This window comes from Streptomyces sp. NPDC003697 (assembly GCF_053587115.1).
In genome coordinates, this window is record NZ_JBSFNN010000049.1 from 1 (window position 1) to 19,452 (window position 19,452).

General features: G+C 69.3%; 15 protein-coding genes and 7 pseudogenes. 10 read left to right on the top strand and 12 right to left on the bottom strand.

The genetic code is table 11. The features are described from left to right. Window positions 1–630: 630 nt before the first annotated feature. Window positions 631–2,442 (bottom strand): carbamoyltransferase family protein, encoded by a 1,812-nt coding sequence (locus ACWDNY_RS19820; RefSeq protein ID WP_451647076.1) that lies wholly within the window; start codon window positions 2,440–2,442, stop codon window positions 631–633. Between ACWDNY_RS19820 and ACWDNY_RS19825 the strand changes: the two genes are divergently transcribed. Both ACWDNY_RS19825 and ACWDNY_RS19830 read left to right on the top strand, forming a co-directional pair. Next, entirely contained in the window at window positions 2,378–2,914 is a 537-nt protein-coding gene (locus ACWDNY_RS19825) for an aspartate/glutamate racemase family protein (RefSeq protein ID WP_451647077.1), read from the top strand. The genes ACWDNY_RS19820 and ACWDNY_RS19825 overlap by 65 nt on opposite strands. A 35-nt stretch (window positions 2,915–2,949) precedes the next feature. After that, a pseudogene (locus ACWDNY_RS19830) lies at window positions 2,950–3,738 on the top strand (ATP-grasp domain-containing protein); the annotation flags it as partial. A gap of 13 nt (window positions 3,739–3,751) precedes the next feature. Here the strand turns inward: ACWDNY_RS19830 and ACWDNY_RS19835 are convergent. Beyond that, window positions 3,752–4,018, bottom strand: coding sequence for a hypothetical protein (locus ACWDNY_RS19835; protein ID WP_451647113.1), 267 nt, complete (start codon window positions 4,016–4,018; stop codon window positions 3,752–3,754). Between ACWDNY_RS19835 and ACWDNY_RS19840 the strand changes: the two genes are divergently transcribed. Both ACWDNY_RS19840 and ACWDNY_RS19845 read left to right on the top strand, forming a co-directional pair. Beyond that, window positions 3,959–4,093 (top strand): hypothetical protein, encoded by a 135-nt coding sequence (locus ACWDNY_RS19840; protein WP_451647118.1) that lies wholly within the window; start codon window positions 3,959–3,961, stop codon window positions 4,091–4,093. The two genes, ACWDNY_RS19835 and ACWDNY_RS19840, sit on opposite strands and share 60 nt — an antisense overlap. A gap of 364 nt (window positions 4,094–4,457) precedes the next feature. Then, window positions 4,458–5,009 carry a helix-turn-helix domain-containing protein gene (locus ACWDNY_RS19845; RefSeq protein ID WP_451647078.1) on the top strand — a complete coding sequence of 184 codons (552 nt, stop codon included), beginning with the start codon at window positions 4,458–4,460 and terminating at the stop codon, window positions 5,007–5,009. Here the strand turns inward: ACWDNY_RS19845 and ACWDNY_RS19850 are convergent. The 4 genes and pseudogenes from ACWDNY_RS19850 to ACWDNY_RS19865 all read right to left on the bottom strand — a co-directional run. Continuing rightward, complete coding sequence (locus tag ACWDNY_RS19850) at window positions 4,905–5,594, bottom strand: restriction endonuclease (protein WP_451647079.1); 690 nt, start codon at window positions 5,592–5,594, stop codon at window positions 4,905–4,907. The two genes, ACWDNY_RS19845 and ACWDNY_RS19850, sit on opposite strands and share 105 nt — an antisense overlap. A gap of 69 nt (window positions 5,595–5,663) precedes the next feature. Next, window positions 5,664–5,873: a hypothetical protein gene (locus ACWDNY_RS19855; RefSeq protein ID WP_451647114.1), complete on the bottom strand. Its 210-nt coding sequence runs from the start codon at window positions 5,871–5,873 to the stop codon at window positions 5,664–5,666. Window positions 5,874–6,028: 155 nt separating this feature from the next. Continuing rightward, the gene (locus tag ACWDNY_RS19860) at window positions 6,029–6,175 is read right to left on the bottom strand and encodes a DnaJ C-terminal domain-containing protein (RefSeq protein WP_451647115.1); all 147 of its coding nucleotides are present in this window, start codon (window positions 6,173–6,175) and stop codon (window positions 6,029–6,031) included. 385 nt (window positions 6,176–6,560) lie between these two features. Continuing rightward, window positions 6,561–6,638 (bottom strand): annotated as a pseudogene (locus ACWDNY_RS19865) (amidase family protein); the annotation flags it as partial. On the opposite strand from ACWDNY_RS19865, the gene ACWDNY_RS19870 reads away from it, so the two are divergent. The 3 genes and pseudogenes from ACWDNY_RS19870 to ACWDNY_RS19880 form a co-directional block, all read left to right on the top strand. Then, window positions 6,637–6,795: a hypothetical protein gene (locus tag ACWDNY_RS19870; RefSeq protein ID WP_451647080.1), complete on the top strand. Its 159-nt coding sequence runs from the start codon at window positions 6,637–6,639 to the stop codon at window positions 6,793–6,795. The pseudogene ACWDNY_RS19865 and the gene ACWDNY_RS19870 overlap by 2 nt on opposite strands. Continuing rightward, on the top strand, window positions 6,792–7,136 hold the full coding sequence (locus ACWDNY_RS19875; protein ID WP_451647081.1) for an amidase family protein: 345 nt from the start codon (window positions 6,792–6,794) through the stop codon (window positions 7,134–7,136). Before ACWDNY_RS19870 ends, ACWDNY_RS19875 begins: the two co-directional genes overlap by 4 nt. Before the next feature lie 536 nt (window positions 7,137–7,672). Then, window positions 7,673–8,464: pseudogene (locus ACWDNY_RS19880) on the top strand (pentapeptide repeat-containing protein); the annotation flags it as partial. Here the strand turns inward: ACWDNY_RS19880 and ACWDNY_RS19885 are convergent. Beyond that, window positions 8,442–8,873, bottom strand: coding sequence for a 4'-phosphopantetheinyl transferase superfamily protein (locus tag ACWDNY_RS19885; RefSeq protein WP_451647082.1), 432 nt, complete (start codon window positions 8,871–8,873; stop codon window positions 8,442–8,444). The pseudogene ACWDNY_RS19880 and the gene ACWDNY_RS19885 overlap by 23 nt on opposite strands. Between ACWDNY_RS19885 and ACWDNY_RS19890 the strand changes: the two are divergent. Continuing rightward, window positions 8,770–9,069 (top strand): annotated as a pseudogene (locus tag ACWDNY_RS19890) (transposase); the annotation flags it as partial. The gene ACWDNY_RS19885 and the pseudogene ACWDNY_RS19890 overlap by 104 nt on opposite strands. A gap of 118 nt (window positions 9,070–9,187) precedes the next feature. Here the strand turns inward: ACWDNY_RS19890 and ACWDNY_RS19895 are convergent. Both ACWDNY_RS19895 and ACWDNY_RS19900 read right to left on the bottom strand, forming a co-directional pair. Continuing rightward, complete coding sequence (locus ACWDNY_RS19895; protein ID WP_451647083.1) at window positions 9,188–9,730, bottom strand: SMI1/KNR4 family protein; 543 nt, start codon at window positions 9,728–9,730, stop codon at window positions 9,188–9,190. A gap of 15 nt (window positions 9,731–9,745) precedes the next feature. Continuing rightward, window positions 9,746–14,446 carry a DUF6531 domain-containing protein gene (locus tag ACWDNY_RS19900; protein ID WP_451647084.1) on the bottom strand — a complete coding sequence of 1,567 codons (4,701 nt, stop codon included), beginning with the start codon at window positions 14,444–14,446 and terminating at the stop codon, window positions 9,746–9,748. A 379-nt stretch (window positions 14,447–14,825) separates the two neighbouring features. On the opposite strand from ACWDNY_RS19900, the gene ACWDNY_RS19905 reads away from it, so the two are divergent. Then, complete coding sequence (locus ACWDNY_RS19905) at window positions 14,826–15,578, top strand: phosphotransferase family protein (RefSeq protein ID WP_451647085.1); 753 nt, start codon at window positions 14,826–14,828, stop codon at window positions 15,576–15,578. A gap of 60 nt (window positions 15,579–15,638) precedes the next feature. Here the strand turns inward: ACWDNY_RS19905 and ACWDNY_RS19910 are convergent. Continuing rightward, window positions 15,639–16,217 (bottom strand): annotated as a pseudogene (locus tag ACWDNY_RS19910) (IS5 family transposase); the annotation flags it as partial. 187 nt (window positions 16,218–16,404) lie between these two features. Here ACWDNY_RS19910 and ACWDNY_RS19915 point away from each other — a divergent pair. Then, window positions 16,405–17,115 carry a hypothetical protein gene (locus ACWDNY_RS19915; protein ID WP_451647086.1) on the top strand — a complete coding sequence of 237 codons (711 nt, stop codon included), beginning with the start codon at window positions 16,405–16,407 and terminating at the stop codon, window positions 17,113–17,115. A 233-nt stretch (window positions 17,116–17,348) separates the two neighbouring features. Here the strand turns inward: ACWDNY_RS19915 and ACWDNY_RS19920 are convergent. Together ACWDNY_RS19920 and ACWDNY_RS19925 are read right to left on the bottom strand one after the other, a co-directional pair. Next, window positions 17,349–17,426, bottom strand: a pseudogene (locus ACWDNY_RS19920) (transposase); the annotation flags it as partial. A gap of 910 nt (window positions 17,427–18,336) precedes the next feature. Then, window positions 18,337–19,410, bottom strand: a pseudogene (locus ACWDNY_RS19925) (LacI family DNA-binding transcriptional regulator); the annotation flags it as partial. Between the last annotated feature and the right edge of the window lie 42 nt (window positions 19,411–19,452).

The window sequence follows — 19,452 nt, forward strand, 5'->3', positions numbered from 1 at the left end:
CCGTCTTCCCGGCCGGGGTCAGCCCGTGGCCGTGATGCGTTTGCTTGCCGACGTCCAGGCCCAGGAAGACGCCCACCCCGTCGATGCTGATCACCATGCCCCCACATGTGTCGACGCGTGCCGGCCCCGAGGTCGGGAGCCGTTCTCGCGCAGCCACGCTATGCAGACCTGCCGCCCGCAAGCGGCCGGGCATTGCGCCCGGCCGGGCAGTGGTCGGACCTCTGATCAGCGTCTCCGACGGCACCCCTCGGGCCCGGTGACACCACCCCGAGGGCATCCCTTCGACAGGGGGCAACAGTCGTACCGGGCCCGGAGGCCAGCGGCCCTCTTGCAGGACCGCGAAGAAGATAACTGTGAGACTTCATCTGCGGCCCGGGCTGGGTTGCTGCCAGGAGATCGAGACGGCGGACATGGCCTCCACGGGGATGCGCCGGGAGCTCGCCGCCGAGCGGGGGCTACCCCTCATGCCCCGCAGCCATCTCATTCGTGCTGGCACTATCGTCGCCCCTACCGGGTCTGCGGCCGGGGTTGCCGGGCAAGCACACCAACCGCAGACCCGCCCGCACGGACACGGTCGGCTGCGCCTCACGCCGGCCGTCGCCTACGACCGGTGTCAGATGCTCTGAGCCGTTAAAGCAGGGTGTAGACACTGTCGCTGACCCGGCTTCGGCGCGGTGGCCGGGTACCCTTGAACCACGTCACCCAGGACTGGGGGACGGCGTCGCGGTCCAGCACGAAGTCGTCGAGGACCAGGCAGTCGATGTCCGACCGTAGGAAGCAGAGCAGGGCGTCGACGGGGGTGTGGACGATCGGCTCTCCGCGCAGGTTGAACGACGTGTTCAGCAGCAGCGGGCAGCCGGTCAGGTCGGCGAACGTCTTGATGAGGCGGTAGAAGCGGCCGTTGGCGTGCTCGGTGACGGTCTGCACGCGGGCCGACTCGTCCACGTGGGTGATGGCCGGCAGCGACAGCGGCGAGACCACCTCGCAGGTCTCCAGCATGAACGGTGACTCGTGGTCGATCCGGAAATGCTGGTGGGCATGCTCGGCCAGCACTGCGGGTGCGAACGGCCGGAACGCCTCGCGCATCTTGACCGAGGCGTTGATGCGGTCCCGTGTGTCGTCGCCCCGTGGGTCGGCCAGGATGGACCGTCCGCCCAGGGAACGGGGCCCAAACTCCTCGCGCCCGTGGTAACAGCCGACCACCTTGCCGTGGGCCAAGCGCCGCGCGACCGCGTCGAGAAGGCCTGCCTCGTCTCCACGGAAGTCGGCGAAGGAGTTCCCGGTGTACGCGCCGAGCAGCCGAGCGATCGCGTCGGAGTCCGTGCCGGAGCCGAGGAGCACCGAGCTCAGACGGTCCTTGCGGGGCCGTTCTCCGGTCAGGCGCTGGTGGGCCACCGCCGCGCACCCCAGGCTGCCGCCCGCGTCACCGGCGGCCGGTTGCACGAACACCCGGGCGAACGGGCTCTCTTCGACGATGCGGCGCACGGCCACGACGTTGAGGGCCACGCCGCCGGCCATGCACAGGTTGTCACTGCCTGAGATGCGGTGTGCCTTGTCGACCATGCGCAGCAGGACTTCCTCGGTCACCAGCTGGATACTGCGCGCGAGGTCGTGGTGCACTTTCTCGATCGTGGACTCCGGCGCCCGTGGCGGCACGCCGACCAGGGACGTGAACCGTTCGCCGAGCATGCCGTCTGGATTGGTGAAGTCGAAGTAGTCGAGGTCGAGCCGGAAGGACCCGTCTTCGGTGACGTGGATCAGTTCTCCGATCTGGTCCCGGAAGCGGGGCTCACCGTAGGGGGCGAGTCCCATCACCTTGTATTCGCCCTCGTTCACTTCGAAGCCGAGGTAGCCGGTGACGGCGCTGTAGAGGAGGCCCAGGGAGTGCGGGAACTCCACCTGCTCGGTCAGTTCGAGCGACGCGCCTCGGCCGACGCCCCAGCTGGTGGTGGCCCACTCGCCGACCGCGTCCACCGTCAGCACGGCGCTGTCGTCGAATCCGGAGAAGTAGTAGGCGCTGGCGGCGTGGGAGAGGTGGTGATCGACGAACTCGATCCGGTCCTCCCAGCCGAGCAGGTCCCGGATCTCTCGTAGTGGCCGGTCGGCGTCCAGGCGGTAGAGCGCCGCCGTGCTGCTGTCCGGGAGGGCCGGCAGGCCGGTCCACAGCTGGCGGTGGAGCTTTTTCACCGGGTCCTCGTAGTAGGCCACGCAATCGACGTCGGTGATGCGTAGCCCGGCTTGGTCCAGGCAGTCGCGCACGGCGCCGATCGGCAGGTCGGGGTCCTGCTTGCGCCGGGTGTGGCGCTCCTCGTGGGAGGCGGCGACGAGGCGGCCGCCGACCAGCAGCGCCGCCGCCGAGTCATGGAAGTGGGCCGAGATGCCGAGGACGACGGGGCCGGCGGGCGCGGAGGCATGGGTGTTCGCCGCGATGCCCCGCAACACAGCGCACGCCTTCCTCCCAGAACTGCGCAAGGCCTCCACGGTGCCCATCCTCAGCATGATCGACGCCAGCGTCCGCCAGCTGTGCACAGCCGTGCCACCACTCTCCCGGGTGGGGCTGCTCGCCACCACCGGGACGCTGGTGACCGGCCTGTACCAGGACGGGTTGCGCCAGCGAGGCATCGACGCGGTCGTCCCCCCGCCGCTGCTCCAGCAGCGGTCCGTCATGCGGGCCGTGCGCCTGATCAAGGCGGGGAAGCCGGAGGCCGCCGAGCAGGCACTCGCCCCGGCGGTCAGAAACATCGCCGGGGCCGGAGCCGAGATGATCGTCGCTGCCTGCACGGAACTCCCCCTGGTGCTGGGCCACCGGGTCGAGCACCTGCCGGTCTTCGACCCCGCCACGGCACTGGCCCAGGACGCCGTGGCGCTCGCAAGGCGCCTTCCGCATCATGATCACACGAAGGAAACCCCATGAACACGCGCGTCTGCCTCGTCTCGCCGAAACCGCCCATGCTCCAGCGGGCCAGGCAGCTCGGACTGGACGCGGTCTGCGTCTACACCCCCGAGGAATTCCGCAAGCTACCCGACGACGCCGTACAGGACGAGCTCTGCCTGGTCCTCCGGCACCGCACCGACCCGCGGGAACTGGTGGACGCCGTCCGCGCACTGCACGACCACGCGCCGTTCGCAGCCGTGGTGACGGTGCAGGAGGAGGCCGTCATCACCGCGGCTCTGCTAAACGACGAGCTCGGCCTGGACGGCGTCTCCTCCGAGAGCGTGGCACTGCTGACCGACAAGTGGCGTATGCGCCGCCACACCGGCGAGCGCGGGGTCAGCGTCGTACGGGCGGCCCTCGCGTCGAGCATCGAGGACATCAGGCGGTTCGGCGTCGAGACGGGTTACCCGCTGATCGCCAAACCGCTGGGCGGCTCCGCGAGCATCGGCATCCACAAGATCGACGACGCCGGGGAAGCCGCGTCCGCGCACGCCGCGCTGACCGCGCTCGGCCTGGAGCAGTTCCTGCTGGAGGAGTACCTCGAGGGCCCGGAGATCAGCGTCGACGCGCTCTCCTTCGACGGCCGCCACGTGCCGATCGCCATCATCGACAAGATCACCGGAACCGGCTTCGTCGAGTTCGGGCACACCATGCCGGCCCGGCTGGATCCGGGACTCGAGGAGGAGGTGTGCCGGACGGTGGCCGACTTCCTGGACGCGGTCGGTCTCCGCAACGGCCTGTCGCACACCGAGCTGAAGCTCACGCCGGCCGGGCCCCGCGTGGTAGAAGGCCACAACCGGCGCGGGGGCGACCGGATCAACACGATGTGCGGTGCCGACGGAGGTCGTGGGCGCCGTCCTCCTCGGCCACCGCCTCCGGCTCCGTCACGAACCGCACCCGGGAGGCCAGTGACCGGGCCAGCCCCAGCGCGGCCTGCGCCGTTTCGGCCGTCACCACCACGTACCCGGCCCGGTCCAGCGACCAGCGGACCCGCGGGATGTGCTGGCCGACCTGGAAGTTGATGTGGAACTCAACGACGCGGGGGTGCTCCCGAACCTCGTCGGCGCCCTCGACGGCGGTCAGCCGGCCCGGCTCGGCCTCGAAAAAGACCACTGCCGCGCCGCCGGTCGCGGCGGGCCGCTCGGTGAGCGGCTGTAGCCGGCCCGTGGCCCAGGCGAGGCCGGCCTCCTCCAGGTCGATCCCGTAGACGGCGACCTCGTGACGGAACTCAACCAGGTACCGCGCGCCTACGCCCTGGCGTGACGAAAGGGTCCGGGGCCGGGCGGGGCGCCGCCCCGCCCGACTACCGCATTCCGCACAAGCCACCCTCACTCCCGCGCCATGGGGCGAGACGAGCGTCGGCGTGTGGGGCCAGGCAGGTCCTTCCGGACCCCGGCCGACTCCTCAGGTGTCACACCAGCTCAACGGCACCCACAACCCAGCAGACACGCCACCACGAGTGAAGTTGACCATGACCAAGCCCTACTAGTGACCTGAGTCGGAGATTCGTCGTTGGTTTGGCATGAGTCGTCCGGGTCCGACGATTCCGCCGTTGGCATTGACCGATGCCCAACGGGCCGTGCTGGAGGGCTGGGTGCGTCGTCGCTCGACGGCTCAGGCGCTGGCCCAGAGGTCGCGGATCGTGCTGGAGTGCGCCGAGGGGCACTCGATCGTGGAGGTGTCCCGCCGGTTGGGTGCCTCTCCGGACACGGTCCGCACCTGGCGGCGGCGATTCATCGAACGTGGCCTGGACGGCCTGTCCGACGAGCCGCGGCCCGGTGTCCCGCGGAAGATCACCGACGCGGACGTCGAGCGGGTCATCGTCAAGACGCTGGAGGAGAAGCCGAAGAACGCCACCCACTGGTCGACGAGGTCGATGGCGGCGGCATGTGACGAGTACCACAGGAGGCCCTCGCTGGCGTCTGCGCGGAGCACGGCCGCCGCCTCGGTCCCCCCGCTGGGGGCACCGTCAGGCAGAAGGGCGCCGCCTGGTGCCGCCGCCGCGGCCGTTCAGCGGGATCAGGGTCTCCAGGTGCGCGCCCTTGACCCAGGCGCCCAGCAGGTCGCGGTGTAGAGCCACGATGTCCTGGCGCAGCGCCAGGCCCAGGGCGGCCTTCGTGAACGAGCGGCAGGTCGTGACGAACAGCGCGACGTCCGCGCCGTGCTCAAGGCGGGCGGTGCCGACGAACTTCTGCATGTCCTGCGAAGACACGCTCCGGTACGGCGCGTATTTCTTGCACTGGATCACCAGCTTGCGGCCGTCGGTCAGGTAGCCGACGACGTCCGCTCCCAGGTCGCCAGTCCTGCCGCTGACGACGACCTTCGTGCAGCCGTCCCGCCGGCACAGATCGGCGACGTACGCCTCGAACTCCTGCCACGACAGCGCATCGACCTCGGCCATCGACAACTCCCGCGCTCTGGCCTCCTCCTGCGCCCGCCACGCACGGTCCTCGCCGACCGCCAGGCGGTGCGCCCTCAACAGCACCCAGCCGACCCCGCCTACCACGGCCGCGGTAAGGACGGCCACGAGGACGGGCCACACCACCGACCAGTGACCGGCCACCCACACACCGGGGACTACCAGCGCCAGCGCGCCCCAGAGCTGCAGCTGCCTGCGCGTCCGCTTCTTCAAGCGCCGACGTCGTCGGCGTGCCGCCATGACTCCCCCACTCCCCCGCCCCGTGATTCGCGGTGCGCACCGATGGGCGCCGTCCGGCCCGTGCGGGGGTCATCGGCTGGCCTGGGTAACGCCGCTCGCAAGCTGCCCCAGGATGTTCACGATCCCCTGACCTGCCGGGGTGGGCGCGATCAGGACGCCCAGCGCCAGGACGATGAGGACGGTCAGCTTCTCGTCGAAGCGGCTACGGGCCTCCGTACGACGCCGCAATCGCCAGACGACGATGACTGCGAGCATCACCGCCACGTTGATGGTCAGCAACCCTCCCAACCTCCCCCACCGACCGGCCACCACTACACCGTGACGGCAGAACGCCGCCCCAGCCTTCCTGTGTAGCGGCGCCTCAGTGATGTTGGAGACGGGTTGCGCACGAATGGCACAGAGCCATCGGACCTGGCCGAATACCGCGCGGTGGATCAGCCGTGGACGTGCACGGTGACGTACAAGTCTCCGGGCGCACCGCCGTTCTTGCCAGGGCCGCCGAGCTCGCGAATGCGGACCTCCTGGCCGTCCTTGATGCCGGCGGGGATGCGGACCTTGTAGGAGTGCTGCTCGCGGACGATCCGGCCCTCTCCCTTGCAGGTGGTGCAGGACTATGCCGCCTTCTCGTCTGTCCCGGTGGCGCAGACGGGGCAGGCGTTGTGGGAGGTAATCCGCAGGGGGATGATCGCGCCGTCTGTGGCTTCCTCCTGGGTGACGAGCACCTCGGTCGCGACGTCCTTGCCGCGGCTGGGCGGAGTGGACCCGAAGTGCCTGTCGTTGATCTCCTTGGGACGTCCCAGACCTTCCCGGCGGAGGCCGGCCGCTGAGCCGGGTCCGTGGCCAGGAGTCGGTCGACGAACCGTTCCAGTTCCACGGGCGCGTCCGGGCGCAGGGTGCGCAGCGGGGCGGGCTGCTCCTTGATGTGCTGGTTTCGCCGGTGAGCGGGCCGCACGGGGTGCGGCCGCGGCTCGGCTTGAGGCCCACGAGCCCGCAGCAGGACGCGGGTACGCGGATCGAGCCGGATGACATCGTCGAGGCGGCCATGCTCAGCGTCGTCTCCACGGGTGGAGCGGTCCTCAGGGGCGCCCCCCGCCGCCCGGACCCCGCCTCGCTGGAGGCCGTGTCGCGAGCGGTGCTCGCCGAGGCCGAGGCGTTCACCGCTCGCGACGTGCTGGCGGCGATGAGGCCCAGGACCGTGTGACCCGGCCTGTGGGGCGCTTCTTCCTCGACCACGACCTGCTGGTCACCCCGACCCTGGCCGCCGTGCCGGCGCCGCACGGCACCCTGGCCTACGACGCCCCCGGCCAGAGCGCGCGCTCCTGGCTGCGCCGCATCTTCGCCCACGGGCCCTTCACGGCCGCGTTCAACGTCTCCGGCCATCCCGAGATCAGCCTGCCGCTGGGCCGGAGCCGGGAGGGCCTGCCCATCGGCGTCAAGCTCGTCGCCGCCCACGGTCGAGAGGACCTGCACCTCCAGGTGGCCTCCCAGCTGGAACAGGCGGTGCCGTGGAAGGACCGGCGACCGCCGCTCTACGTGGACTGAGGCCGGTCACCGAGGCCGGTCTGTGTGGGCTCGGTCGGGCACCACACGCCGTCTGCGAGAATGGAAGCCGTTCCAGGAGCGCCGCGGTATGCGGTGTTCGTCGCCCAACAGGAGCACGCACGGTGTCGCCACAGCACGGTGTCCCCTCTTCCTCCGGGGGGCGCAAGCGCCCCTCCGCGTGCGAGGGCCGCAAGCAGTCCTCCTCCACCGGGGGACGCCGACGGTCGCCTGCCGCCGACGGGCAGGGCCGCCCGTCCCAGGCGGACGAGCGCAAGCGTCCGTCCGCGGGCAAGGGCCGAGACGGCGGCAGCGCGGGCCAGGGCCGCGAGCGCGGCGCCGCGGGCCAGGACCGAGAGCGCGGCACGGCGGGCCAGGGTCGAGAGCAAGGCAGCGCGGGCCAGGACCGCAGGCCCCCGCGGAACGACCGCAAGGCACCCCAGGGCCGCAAGACCCCCCACGACCACAAGGCGCCCACGAACCACAAGGCGGGCCAGAACCGCAAGGTCTCCGAGGACCACAAGGCCTCCGAGGACGGCAAGGACCTCCAGGCCGACTGCGGCAACTGCTTCGGCCTGTGCTGCGTGGCCCTGCCCTTCGCCCGCTCCGCCGACTTCGCCGTCAACAAGCCCGCCGGCCAGCCGTGCTCGCACCTCCAGCAGGACTTCCGCTGCGGCATCCACGCGCAGCTGCGCGACAAGGGCTACCAGGGCTGCACCGTGTTCGACTGCTTCGGCGCCGGTCAGAAGGTTTCCCAGATCACCTTCGGGGGCACTGACTGGCGTCAGGCGCCGAAGACGGCGCGCTCCATGTTCGAGGTCTTCCCCGTGATGCGGCAGCTGCACGAGCTGCTCTGGTACGTCACCGAGGCCCTCGACCTCGCACCGGCCCGCCCCGTCCACAAGGAGCTGCGGAAGGCGCTGGCCCGCATCGACGGTCTGACCCGCGGCAGCGCCGAGTCGATCACCGCGCTGGACGTGAACGCGCTGCGCGGCGAGGTCAACACACTGCTGCTGCGGGCCAGCGAGCTGGCGCGGGCCCAGGTTCCGGGCCGTAAGAAGAACCACCGCGGAGCCGATCTGATCGGCGCGAAGCTGTCCGGCGCCGACCTCAGGGGAGCGAGCCTGCGCGGCGCCCTCCTCGTCGCGGCCGACCTCAGCGGGGCCGATCTGCGCGACGCCGACCTGATCGGGGCCGACCTGCGGGACGCCGACCTGCGCGGCGCGGACCTCACCGGTGCGCTGTTCCTCACCCAGGCGCAGCTGAACGCGGCCAAGGGCGACACGGCCACCGTACTGCCGCCGACGCTCAGCCGGCCCGCTCACTGGTAGGCGCGGGGATCACCACGGCGGTCACGACCAGCCGGCGCCGGACCCGCAACCGTCCGTCGAGGCGGTCCAGGCGTACGCCGCCCACCACCGGGCCGGGCACCTTCAGGACCGCGGTGAACGTGCCGCGGTCCGGGTCGGGCGTGATCGCGCACTGATCGAAGTCCAGCCAGCGCCCGGTCAGCGGGAACCACGCCTTGGAGACGCTCTCCTTCGCGCTGAACAGCTGCATGCCCAGGGGGTGGCCGCTGCGGGGGAAGAGGCGCTGCAGCGCGTCGCGGCTGGACGACCAGCTGATCGACGAGCTGGTGAGTCGGGCCCAGGCAGAGGGCCTGCAGCTGACCGGCGAGGGCGGGCTGCCCCAGCAGCTGACCAAACGGCTGCTGGAGTCCGCCCTCGAGGGCGAGATCACCGACCACCTCGGCTATGACAAGCACGATCCGGCGGGCAAGGAGGGCGGCAACTCCCGCAACGGCACACGCTCCAAGACCGTCCTGACCGAGGTCGGGCCGGTGGAGACAGCCGTGCCCCGTGACCGGGGCGGCTCCTTCGAACCGAAGATCGTCAAGAAGCGGCAGAAGCGCCTGACCGGCGTCGACGAGATGGTGGACCATGCGCTGGAAGACCGCGCTGAACGCCTTCGACATCACCTTCGACGGTCGGCTCTCTGCGGCCCGCCAGTAACCCAACCACCCCAGTTACACCACTCGATTGACAGACCGGACCCTAGTCCTGCATATCGCGGGCTGGGCGGAACTCGTGATGCGGCAGCGGGAACTTGTCCCACAGGATTTCCGAGTGGATCTCCCCGGTGAGAACGGCTACCAGAAAGCGGGTCACCGTCATGTCGTATCGCTCCCAGTCCTCCCCCGACTCACTGTTGATCACGATGGGACGGGCGTCGGGATCGTCGTCCACCTGCACGAGCCAGTACAGGTACTCACCGTTGTCCGTGGTGGCCCAGCAGACCAGGCGGCTGCCTGGGGTCTCCATCTCTTCGGGCTTGTCCTCGAACTGCCACAACGAGTCATTGGCTTCCTCGCGCTCCGCTGAGATCTTGAGGAGGTCGTAGACGTCGTTGGGGCAGTTCGGCTCCAGTAGCAGGAGGTAGCCGTCGATGAGGCCACCTCCGTACGTCTCAATGAGCTCTTTGTAGTCCGCGGGGAGGGCCGTGCGCAGAGCGGCCTCAGCGGCGGCCCAGTCCGGAACCGGGGCGGTGCCCTCAGGGGGGGCGAGGAGCTCCGTGAGTCGGGTCAGGTCGGGAGTCATGTGAGGGTCCTTTCGTCACCGCTTGCGGTTCCAGATGGTGAAGATGTTGGTTCCGCCCCCGTTGCTGCCGTGCGGGTGCATCTGGAAGCCGTTGTTGCCGTGAGCCTCGATGGTCACGCCGAGGGGGATCTTCGCATTGTCGTCAGCGTATACGGCTCTGACGCTGTACTGGATGATCTCGCCGTTCCGTACGGCGTTGCGCACCTGCAGTTCGACTTGGCGCATGACGGGTGAGTTGGCATAGCTGTGCATGGTCACGAAGTTGCGGGGGTCCTTGTTGGAGCCTCCGATCATGGCTGCCAGCAGGTGGGCGCGGTTGTATCCCTTACCTGACTCCCAGCCGGCCGGGTCGACTTGGGGGTTGGTCTTGCCCCCGAGCATGTCGCGGGTGATGGTGGCGTGCATCGAGGTGGCACGGTCGTGCGGGCCGAGTGGGCCGTACTGCACTCGGTCGCCCCAGCTGACGTCGTTCTCGTCGCAGGGAGTGAGGCCCAGCGGGTCGCTGAACGAGTGCGGGTTGTCGACGTAGGCGACGGGGTTGGGGGCTGGCAGCAGCCCGAGCGGGTCCGGGGTGAGGTAGCGGGCGGATTCCGGGTCGTAGTGGCGGAAGTAGTTGTAGTGCAGGCCTGTCTCGGGGTCGTAGTACTGGCCTGGGAACCGCAAGGGGGTGTAAGCGGCTGCGTCTTTGTTCCAGGTGGTGGCGCCCCAGACAGTGGCGCGGGTGCGCCAGGCCACTGTGCCCGCCTCGTCCACCAATTCGGTCGGTGTGCCGATCTGGTCGGTGACGATGGCGAAGAATCGCTGATCGATGACGTCCTGGGGTGCGGCCGCGAGTGCCTTGGATTCGGTCTGTGCGACCGGGGTGCGGCCGTCGTGGTCCCAGGTGAGTATCACCAGCTCTGCGGAGCCATGGCTGTGGGCGGTCTGCTCGCACAGGGTGGTGCCGTCCCAGGTGAAGGTGGTGCGCGCGAGGACGGTGACGCCGTCGGCGGCCATGCGCAGCTTCGTCGTGCGCCGACCGAGAGGGTCGTAGGTGTAGCGCCAGCGGGTGCCGTCCGGGGTGGTGACGGCGGTCAGCTGGTCGTCGGTGTTCCATTCGTAGCGCCAGGTGTCCGGCTTGCGTGACAGACGGGTTTTTTGGCGCAGCACGATGCGGCCGAGGGCGTCGTGTTCGTAGCGGACGTGACCGGCGTGGGTGATACGGGTGCCGGTGTATTCGCGGGTTCCGGTGGCGTCACGGCCGGCGTGGCGGGTGGGCCAGGATGCCGTCGTCTGGTTCCCCATGGTGTCGTAGGCGTACGACTCGCTCCAGTTTGCGGCGTGGACGGCGGTGATCCGCCCTGCGGCGTCGAGGTCGAAGCGCCGGGGGCCGGCGTGGAGGTCGTGGATGGCGGTGAGATGGCCGTCGGCGCGGTGTGTGTACGTCCTGCGCTGGATCAGACGTTGGTCGGTGCCCGCCGTGATGGCTTGGCCGACGAGTCGGCCTGAGGGGCTGTAGGTGTGGGTCAGTGTCGCGAATCCGGCTATGTGACGGGTGACCTCCCGTCCTGCGTCGTCGTAGGTGAAGTCGATGGCGCGGCCGGCTACGGTCATGCGGGCTGTGTTGTCGTCCTGGCCGTGGGTCCAGGTGGTGATCGTGCCGGCCGGGGTGGTGCGGCTGCGGCGGTGCCCGGCCCGGTCGTGGGTGAAGCTGAGGGTGGCGCCGTCGACGGTCTGCGAGGTGAGGCGTCCTGTGCTGTCGTAGGTGAAGGCCAGTACGTGGTCCTGGTTGACGGCTCGGGTCATCCGGGACGCCGCGTCGTAGTGGTATTCGGTGCGCTCGCCGTCGGTGCTCTTGACGCTCAGCCGCCCGGCTGCGTCGAAGGTGTAGGTAATCGTTTCGCCTGCGGCGTTCGTGCGTGAGGTGGGTTGCCCGGCGGCGTCGTAGGCGTAGTGGGACGTGCGGCCGTCGAAATCGGTCTCTGTGATGAGGCGTCCGGCCGGGTCGTAGGTGTAGGTCCAGGTCAGACCGGCTGTGTTGGTGACGTGGGTGAGGCGTTGTTCGGTGTCGTAGCGGAAGGTGTGCGTGGCCCCGTCGGGTGATATGCGGGAGGCCGGCAGGTCGAAGGTCCCGTAGGTGTGGCGGGTGATGCCGCCGAGCGGGTCGGTGTGGCTGGTGCAATTGCTCTCGCCGTCCCAGGTCCAGGACTCGGTGGTCCCGTCGGCTGCCGTGCGGTGCAGCAGTCGTCCTTCTGCGTCCCAGGCGGATGTCGTGACCTTCCCGAGCGGGTCGACGAGTTCGACGGTGCGGCCGAGGGCGTCGTAGCGGGCATGGCTGGTGGCGCCGTGCGCATCGGTGACGCGGGTGGGCAGGCCTGCCGGGTTGGTCAGGACGCTGACGTGTGAGCCGAGTGGGTCGGTGGCACTGGCCACCGCTCCGTTGGCGTGGTGGGTGAAGCGCAGGGCGCCGCCGTCCGCGGAGATGAGGGCGGTGCGGTTGCCGCGGGCGTCGAACTCCTGGTGGAGGCGGCTGCCGTCGGGACCGGTGAGCTCCACGGGCAGGTGGAGGTCGTTGTAGCCGATGCGGGTGGTGGCGCCGTCGGAGGTGGTGACCAGGATGAGGTCACCGGCCTCGTTGTACTCCCAGTGGGTGCTGCGGCCGAGCGGATCGGTACGCGCGACCAGACGGTCGTGACGGTCCCAGCGCTGGGTCGTGGTGTTGCCGAGCTCATCGGTGATCGAGGTGACCTGGCCGTGTCGGTTGGCGCGGTAGACCGTGGAGTTGCCGAGCGAGTTGGTGTAGGTGGCGGTGGTGGTGCCGTCGGTGTCCGGGCCCTCGTAGGTGAGGCGGGCATCGAGTATTCCGTCGGTGCCGCGGGTGGTGACGACGCGGTGTTGGTCGTCGTAGGTGTAGGAGTACGCGGTGTCGTTGCTGTCGCGCCAGTAGGTGATGCGGTGGGCTGTGTCGTAGCCCAAGTGAAGCGGCGCGTCGACGGCGTTGTGGATCTCGGTGAGATCCCTGGCGTCGTCGTAGTGGAAGGTCCGCAGGCGTATGGGCCCGTCGTCGGTGAGTACCGAAAGCGCGGTGACGCGTCCCTGCTCGGCGTCGGAGATGACGTGGACGCGGTAGCCGCCGCTGTGGGTGACGGTGAGCGGGACGTCGTGCTCGTCGCGCTCCACGGTGACGGCGTTGCCGTTGCGGTCCTCGAGGCAGACGAGCCACCACACGCCGTCTTGGGTGGCTGCGGGCTCGAAGTGCCGGGTCAGGCCGCTGTGCGGGTCCTGCACGGTCAGGACGTAGCTGCTCGCACGCGTCACATAGGTGAGCGGCAGCCGGGGCCCCTCGGCGGGGTCGACCCGGTCACCGGGCAGGTCGGGCAGGCGCGGGTAGGCCAGAGCGGAGCCGTCCTCCCGGTACCACCAAAGGCCGCCCAACGACTCGTCCTGCTCAAGGCGTTCGTCGAGCGTGGCGGCCCACGACGGGCCGAAGGAGCGGCCCTCTGCGTAGCCGGACAAGTGGGTGCGACGCAGTGCCAGCGGCAGTACACCGGGTAGTTCGATGTCGGTCTGGGCGAGGATCATCTGGCCTGTGGCCATGTCGATCGGGTCGCCGCACGTGAACTTGTTCTTCATCGCGCGGGCCCTTTGGGCCAGTTGGGAAGATGCGAGTTTCGTCTTGTCCCGCAGGCGGTCGCCGCGGCCGCCGTCCGAGCCGAGGCGGCCTCCCCCGCCCTTGCCGTCCCCGTGTTTGCCGCCGTCGATGGCGTTGACCCGGTCCCGTACGCCGTGATCCTTCGCCTTGTGGAGCCGGGAAGCCCCCGTCACCCGCTCGGGCAGAGTCTCCGTGATGTGCTTGGCGATCTTTTTCAGGGCTTTTTCGGAGCCCTTGAGCGCGCCGTGCAGCACGCTGTCGAAGGCCTGCGTGAACGGGTCACGCCCCTTGCTGCGGCCGAACGCTCCCCTGGCCCGCCGTAGCGGGTCGGAGGCGGCCAGGTGCAGCTCGTGCCCGTGCCTGGAGACCTTGCCGGCTCCGTCTTCGAACTCGGTGTGGTCGATCCTGGTGGTCCTGCCGGGACCTGCCGGGCCGCCTGCCGAGGCGAGATGCATTCCGCCGTGGCCGCCCTTGCCACCGTGCCCGACGCTGCCGTCTGCGGACGGCATGGAAAAAGCGCCGTCGACCAGGTCGAGCACCATGTCCTCGACCATCGACTCCAGCTTGGCGTTGACCGGCTCGGTCAGCTTGGCAATCACCTCGTCGACGATGCGGTCCACCGCCTCGTCGATGATGCGCTTGACTGCTTGCCGCATGGCCGCGATCTCGGCTGCGCCGAGCACGGCGGACAGACCGCCGGTGACCCAGGCAAGCCCGATGGACAGACCCACCGACGCGGCCATCACCGCCAGTTCCGCCTCCGCCTTGGTCTTCATCCAGAAGATGATTTCCGCGAGCGCGTCGCAGGCATCCGCGAACAGCCGCGCGAGCTCCGGAAGCTTCTCCAGGTGGCTGGCCTTCACCTGGCTCCAGTGCTTCTCCATCGCATCAACGGCCCAGCCCTCGGAGGAGGACAGGATCCGGGAGAAGGCCTTGTGCGCGTCCGCGCCATGGCCCTCGAACTTTTCAGCGAACTCCCGCATGGCCTCTGCCATCTCGCGGTAGTCGTCCTCGTCGACGTTCGGGAAGTTGATTCCGATGAAGTCCAGGACCTCGTCCAGCCAGCCTGGGATCGTGTAACCCATCCCCGTCTTCCTCCCCCGTTGCACCGCATCGCACGCGTACGTCGAACACGCATTGCAGGTGAGAACCCTAGTAGGTGGCAGTGACACGAGCGCAAGCAGGCGACGACTCATCAGATCGGCTGTGCCGGGGGTATGCAGCGTGGGCAGCGGGCGTTGCAGCTCGAAGAGGGGCAAGGACGCCACCCGCCGACCCGTGAGACAGCACCAGGGCGGTCCCGTTCTGGTGAGTAAGGACTCGTAACAGAAGTGGTGGGCGCGATCTGGTCAGAGGTCGGTGATCGTCCACGAGGCCGCCGGGGCAGCGGGACGCAGTCAGCCGTGTGATCGCACTCGATAAACGTGGCGACGTCGGCGATCATCCCCGGGATACTGGTCGCCCGTGGATAAGGTCGAAGTCGTCGTCGCCCATTCCGAGCGCGCGACTCTGCGCGTCGGCGACGTGTTCTTGAAGGTGGACGCCGATCAGGCGCGCCTCGACGTCGAGGTCGAGGCGATGTCCCTCGCGCCGGTGCCGACCCCGGAGGTCCTGTGGCGCAAGCCGCCCGTGCTCGCAACCGCTGCACTCCCGGGGACGACGCTTGGGTGCCTCGGCGGGCCGGCGACCGGGTCGCCGGCGGCGTGGGCCGCGGCGGGCGCCACCATCCGGAAGCTGCACGACGCGCCGCTGCCGCCCTGGCCTGGTCGGGCCGGCCGGAGCATCGACGAGTTGACGAAGGAGCTAGCCGACGAGTGCGAGTTACTCGTGACGAACGGCGTCCTGCCAGCCGACCTAGTCACCCGCAACCGCAAGGTCGCCGAGGCCGCACTGCGGCCGTGGACTCCGGCTTTCACGCACGGCGACCTGCAGATCGCGCACGTCTTCGTTGACGGCGACGAGGTCACCGGCATCATCGATTGGTCGGAGGCGGGTCAGGGTGATGCCCTGTACGACCTCGCCACCTTCATGCTCGGACACGAGGACCACCTCGACGACGTCATCACCGGCTACGGCAACGACATCGGCCTCGACCTCGACGTGGTCCACGGGTGGTCGTCGTTGCGAAGCCTGCTGGCGGTTCGCCCGCTGATCGAGCAGGGTTTCGACCCCTTCGCGCCGGGCTGTGAGGTCGACGTGCTGAGATCTCGGATGTGAGGCCGCGTGGGCCGCACTGCCACGTATGCGCTCTCACGCATCGAGCACGCCATCTAACCTGCGGACCTTGTCCCGGTAGACCTCGTGGTCATAGCCGCGGTCGGCGTACAGGTGTTTGGGGCGGCGCAGTGGCTGGCCGCGCTTGCCGCGGATCGGCGAGACGGCCTGGATCAGCGGGATCATTTGGGTGACGTCGTTGCGGTTGCCGCCAGTGGTGATCGCCGCGAGCGGAATGCCGTGCGCCTCGACGATGAGGTGGTGCTTGCTGCCGGCCTTGCCCCGGTCCACCGGGGACGGGTCGGTGGCCGGTCCGCCTTTCATCGCGCGGATGTGGCTGGAGTCCACCCCTGCACGGGAGAGGTCCAGCAGGTCTGCGGCCCGCAGCTCGGAGAGCAGCAGTTCGTGCAAGCGCTGCCAGACCCCGGCCTCGTTCCAGTCCCGCAGCCGTCGCCAGCAGGTCATCCCCGAGCCGAAGCCCAGCTCCTGGGGCAGAAACTCCCAGCGGATCCCGGGGTACAGCACGAACAGGATCCCGCACAGCACCTTGCGACTATCCAGACGCTTATGACCTGGACGCTGCGGATTACGCGGGACGACCGGCAGCAGCGGCGCGATGCGCACCCATACCTCGTCGTCGATCTCCCGCGGTGTGGCAGCGGTCTTCCTCGTCTCGACTGGCTCGCACCCCCTTCGGCCAGCATCAACGGGAACTGACACGCCGTCATTCCGATGGTCCAGAAGCCTCTTTTTGTTAGGAGTCGTAAGCGGAGTCACCAGCGGGGTAGCATCCGGCGCACCCAAATACGGATAAGGAGTGTGATTCGGCGTGACTGATGAAACGAGCGCCACGACCATTCAGGACCGGTACGCACAGCAGGTCACCGCCGACCTGGAGAAGAACCGTGCAGAGCAACAAGAAGTGACTACACAGCTTCAGCTGCTCCAGACGCGCCTGGAGCAGCTGCGCTCGGAGGAGACGTGGCTAGCCGGCGTCCAGGCGTCCCTGGCCGGTCCGGGCGGTGCTCAAGACAGCAGCCCCGCCGACGACGGGGCCGAGTGCGGCTCCTCCGAGACGCCTGAGCAGGCGTCCCTGCCGCAGCAGCTCGGCAGGGGGCGGAAGAAGGTGGCGCAGCCTGCGGGAGGCCGGAGGACCGCGCAGAAGAGGACCGCGGCAGAGACTGCAACGAAGAAGGTCACGGCCAAGAAGACCTCGGCCCAGGCTGCTGGGGCGAAGTCCGCTGTGAGCACCGCGGCCACCCCGGCGTTGGGGGTGCTGCTCAAGGCGATTTTGGACGGCCATGCCGGAGAGCCGCGCACAGCCTTGGAAATCGGTGAGGAGTTGGAGCGGCGATACCCCGAGCGGGCGCGTAACGTCACCATCGTGCGCAACACTCTGGAACGGCTGGTCGCCAAGGGCGAGATCGAACGGACGCGGCAGAAGCGAACTGTGCTGTACTCCAGCACCGACCGGTCTGCTGCTCAAACCGTCACCGACGGCTCAGCGGCCGACGGTGAGAAGGCTGCGGCTTCGGCATAGGAACGTTGCACTACTGGGCCGGTCGGGGCCTGTGGATCGCGACTGGTCCGGTGAAGGCAGCACCGAGGACGTTGTTTCGGCGTCCCGCGCGACGTGCGAACGAAGCGCGGGACCGCCACACCCTGCCCTCCTGTCTCAGTCGGGCGATTTCACCGTATTGGAGGCCGTCAGGTGATGCACGCTCGTCGTCGCGTACGAGTGAGTCACCACCAGCCATACCGCGTCGCCCCGCTCTTGCCCAGGTCGTAGCCGGCGAACAGGTGCCGGACTCCGTGCGGGCGGGTGTAGGTCGCCCGCCGGCGCGGCCTCGGTTGTGGGAAGAGGCTTTCCCCCCAGCTCGCCGCCCGCAGCCGGGCAGCGGCGTGACGGAGATGCCGGAGCTGCACACGCGGCTCCTGGCTGATGTGATCGGCTCGCAGTATCCGCCCAGCTCCACGGGACTGGAAGCTCTGTTGGGAGCCACTCGTGCAACATGTCTGCGCCTCATCGAGGACGGCTGTATCACGAGCGAACTGGCTCGCCGTTGCGGCGTTTCCGCCGCCAGCGCCAGCCTCCACACCTCCACCCTGCGTGAGGCGGGGCTGATCACCTCCACCCGGCAACGGAACACGGTGGTGCACGCCCTCACCCCTTTGGGGTCAGCGGTCCTCCATGCGAACCGTCGAGTTCGACGGTGAGGGAGGCCTCACCGCGGAGGGCCCGTACCCGTGGCCACCTGTTTGTCCAGGTGTGGCGCGCACTTTCGGAATGTCCAGAGCGTTTTCGGCGGCGCGAGGCGCCGCGCCCTCGGCTCGGCCTCGTCGCGAGTCATGAGTTCGAGGATCGGATTGAGTCCCGGATTGTCCCGGCCAGGGAGTCCGGCTAGTTATTCCACCATGCGCTGGAAGGCACCCCTGAAAGCCTTCCAGATCGCCTTCAAGGGCCGCTTGACCCGAGCAACAACTGACACCCCGGCAACCAGGATCGGCCGTTGAATCGACGCACCCTGACGGTCCGGGATGTTGGAGCTGACAGACCGGCTCCACATCGCACGCCGTCTCTCCTTGAGGCAGAGCTGTTGATACCGGTGCGGTAGCTCGTGGTGTGCGGGCAAGGCCGCCTCGCGCTCAAGCGACTCCCGTCGTACCTGGCCCGCCGCGGGAGCGGTCCAGCCGAGGGAGCACGTCAGTGGCCGGCGCACTACGTAGCCTTCGGCTTGGTGCTGGAAGGTGAGCGAGCCTGTTACGCCTCCTGCAGCAGCTGCGGGGCCGGGTGCTGCTCCCCCGAACCGCGCACGATCAGTCGGGTGGGGACGGTAACGGTGCGGGCGCGGGAGCGGTCGCCGTCGAGGCGGGCCAGGCCGGCGGTCGCTGCTGCTCTGCCGATTTCCTTGGGGTCCTGGGCGACAACGGTCAAGGCCGGTTCGAGCACCTCGGCGAGCGGGACGTCGTCGAAGGCGACGAAGGCCACGTCCTTGCGTCTCGTGCGGGCGAGTTCGGTGACGACTCCCAGAGCAACGATGTTGTTGCCGGCGAACAGGGCGGTGGGGGGATCGGCCAGGCTCAGCAACTCGGCGGTGGCGATGGCGGCCCCGTGCTGGTCGTGCGCATTGGTGAGCAGGGAACGGTCGTAGGGGAGGCCGGCTTCGTCGAGCGCCGCACGGTATCCGGCCAGGCGCTCGCGGCGGGTGTAGAGCTTGGTGGGGAGGTCGCCGACGAAGCCGATGCGTCGGTGGCCGTGGTTGATGAGGTGCGTGACGCCGGCTTGGGCGCCGGCTCGGTTGGAGCTGACGACGATGTCCGTGGACAGGCCCACCCCGGGACGGTCGAGGAAGACGACGGGCAGGCCCGTGGCGCGGTGGGGCTTGAGATGGGAGTGGTCGGCCCCGACGGACGGCACGACCATCAGTACGCTGACGCGGCGGGCGAGGAACTTGTCCGTCAGCGCGCGTTCGCGGTCGGGGTCGTCTGCGGAGGAGCCCATGAGCAGGGTCAGGCCGCGGTCGCGGACGGTGTCCTCGATGCTGCGGGCCACGGCACCGAAGAAGGGGTTGCCGAGGTCGGGGATGACCAGCCCGATGGTGGTGTCGGGTCCGCCGACGCGGATGTTGCGGGCCATGAGGTTCGGCTGGAAGCCGAGCCTGGCCACGGCGGCGAGCACCTGCTCCCGGGTCTTGGCTGAGGCGGGGCCGTCCTCGTTGAGGACGCGGGAGACCGTCTTGGCGCTGACGCCCACTTCCCGGGCCACGTCTGCGAGGGTGGGGCGGCGGTTCGCTGCCATGGAGTAAACAGTCTCCCCTGCTCGTCGGGTCCGGCCACGGTGGCGCGGTGTGTCGCCCGCGGCCGGAACCCATGAGTG

Excerpts from the sequence above, each read along its gene's own strand:
- ACWDNY_RS19825 (WP_451647077.1), top strand. The coding sequence starts at position 2,378 with ATGCCGAGGACGACGGGGCCGGCGGGCGCGGAGGCATGGGTGTTCGCC.
- ACWDNY_RS19845 (WP_451647078.1), top strand. The coding sequence starts at position 4,458 with ATGAGTCGTCCGGGTCCGACGATTCCGCCGTTGGCATTGACCGATGCC.
- ACWDNY_RS19850 (WP_451647079.1), bottom strand. The coding sequence starts at position 5,594 with ATGGCGGCACGCCGACGACGTCGGCGCTTGAAGAAGCGGACGCGCAGG.
- ACWDNY_RS19870 (WP_451647080.1), top strand. The coding sequence starts at position 6,637 with ATGCTCAGCGTCGTCTCCACGGGTGGAGCGGTCCTCAGGGGCGCCCCC.
- ACWDNY_RS19895 (WP_451647083.1), bottom strand. The coding sequence starts at position 9,730 with ATGACTCCCGACCTGACCCGACTCACGGAGCTCCTCGCCCCCCCTGAG.
- ACWDNY_RS19900 (WP_451647084.1), bottom strand. The coding sequence starts at position 14,446 with ATGGGTTACACGATCCCAGGCTGGCTGGACGAGGTCCTGGACTTCATC.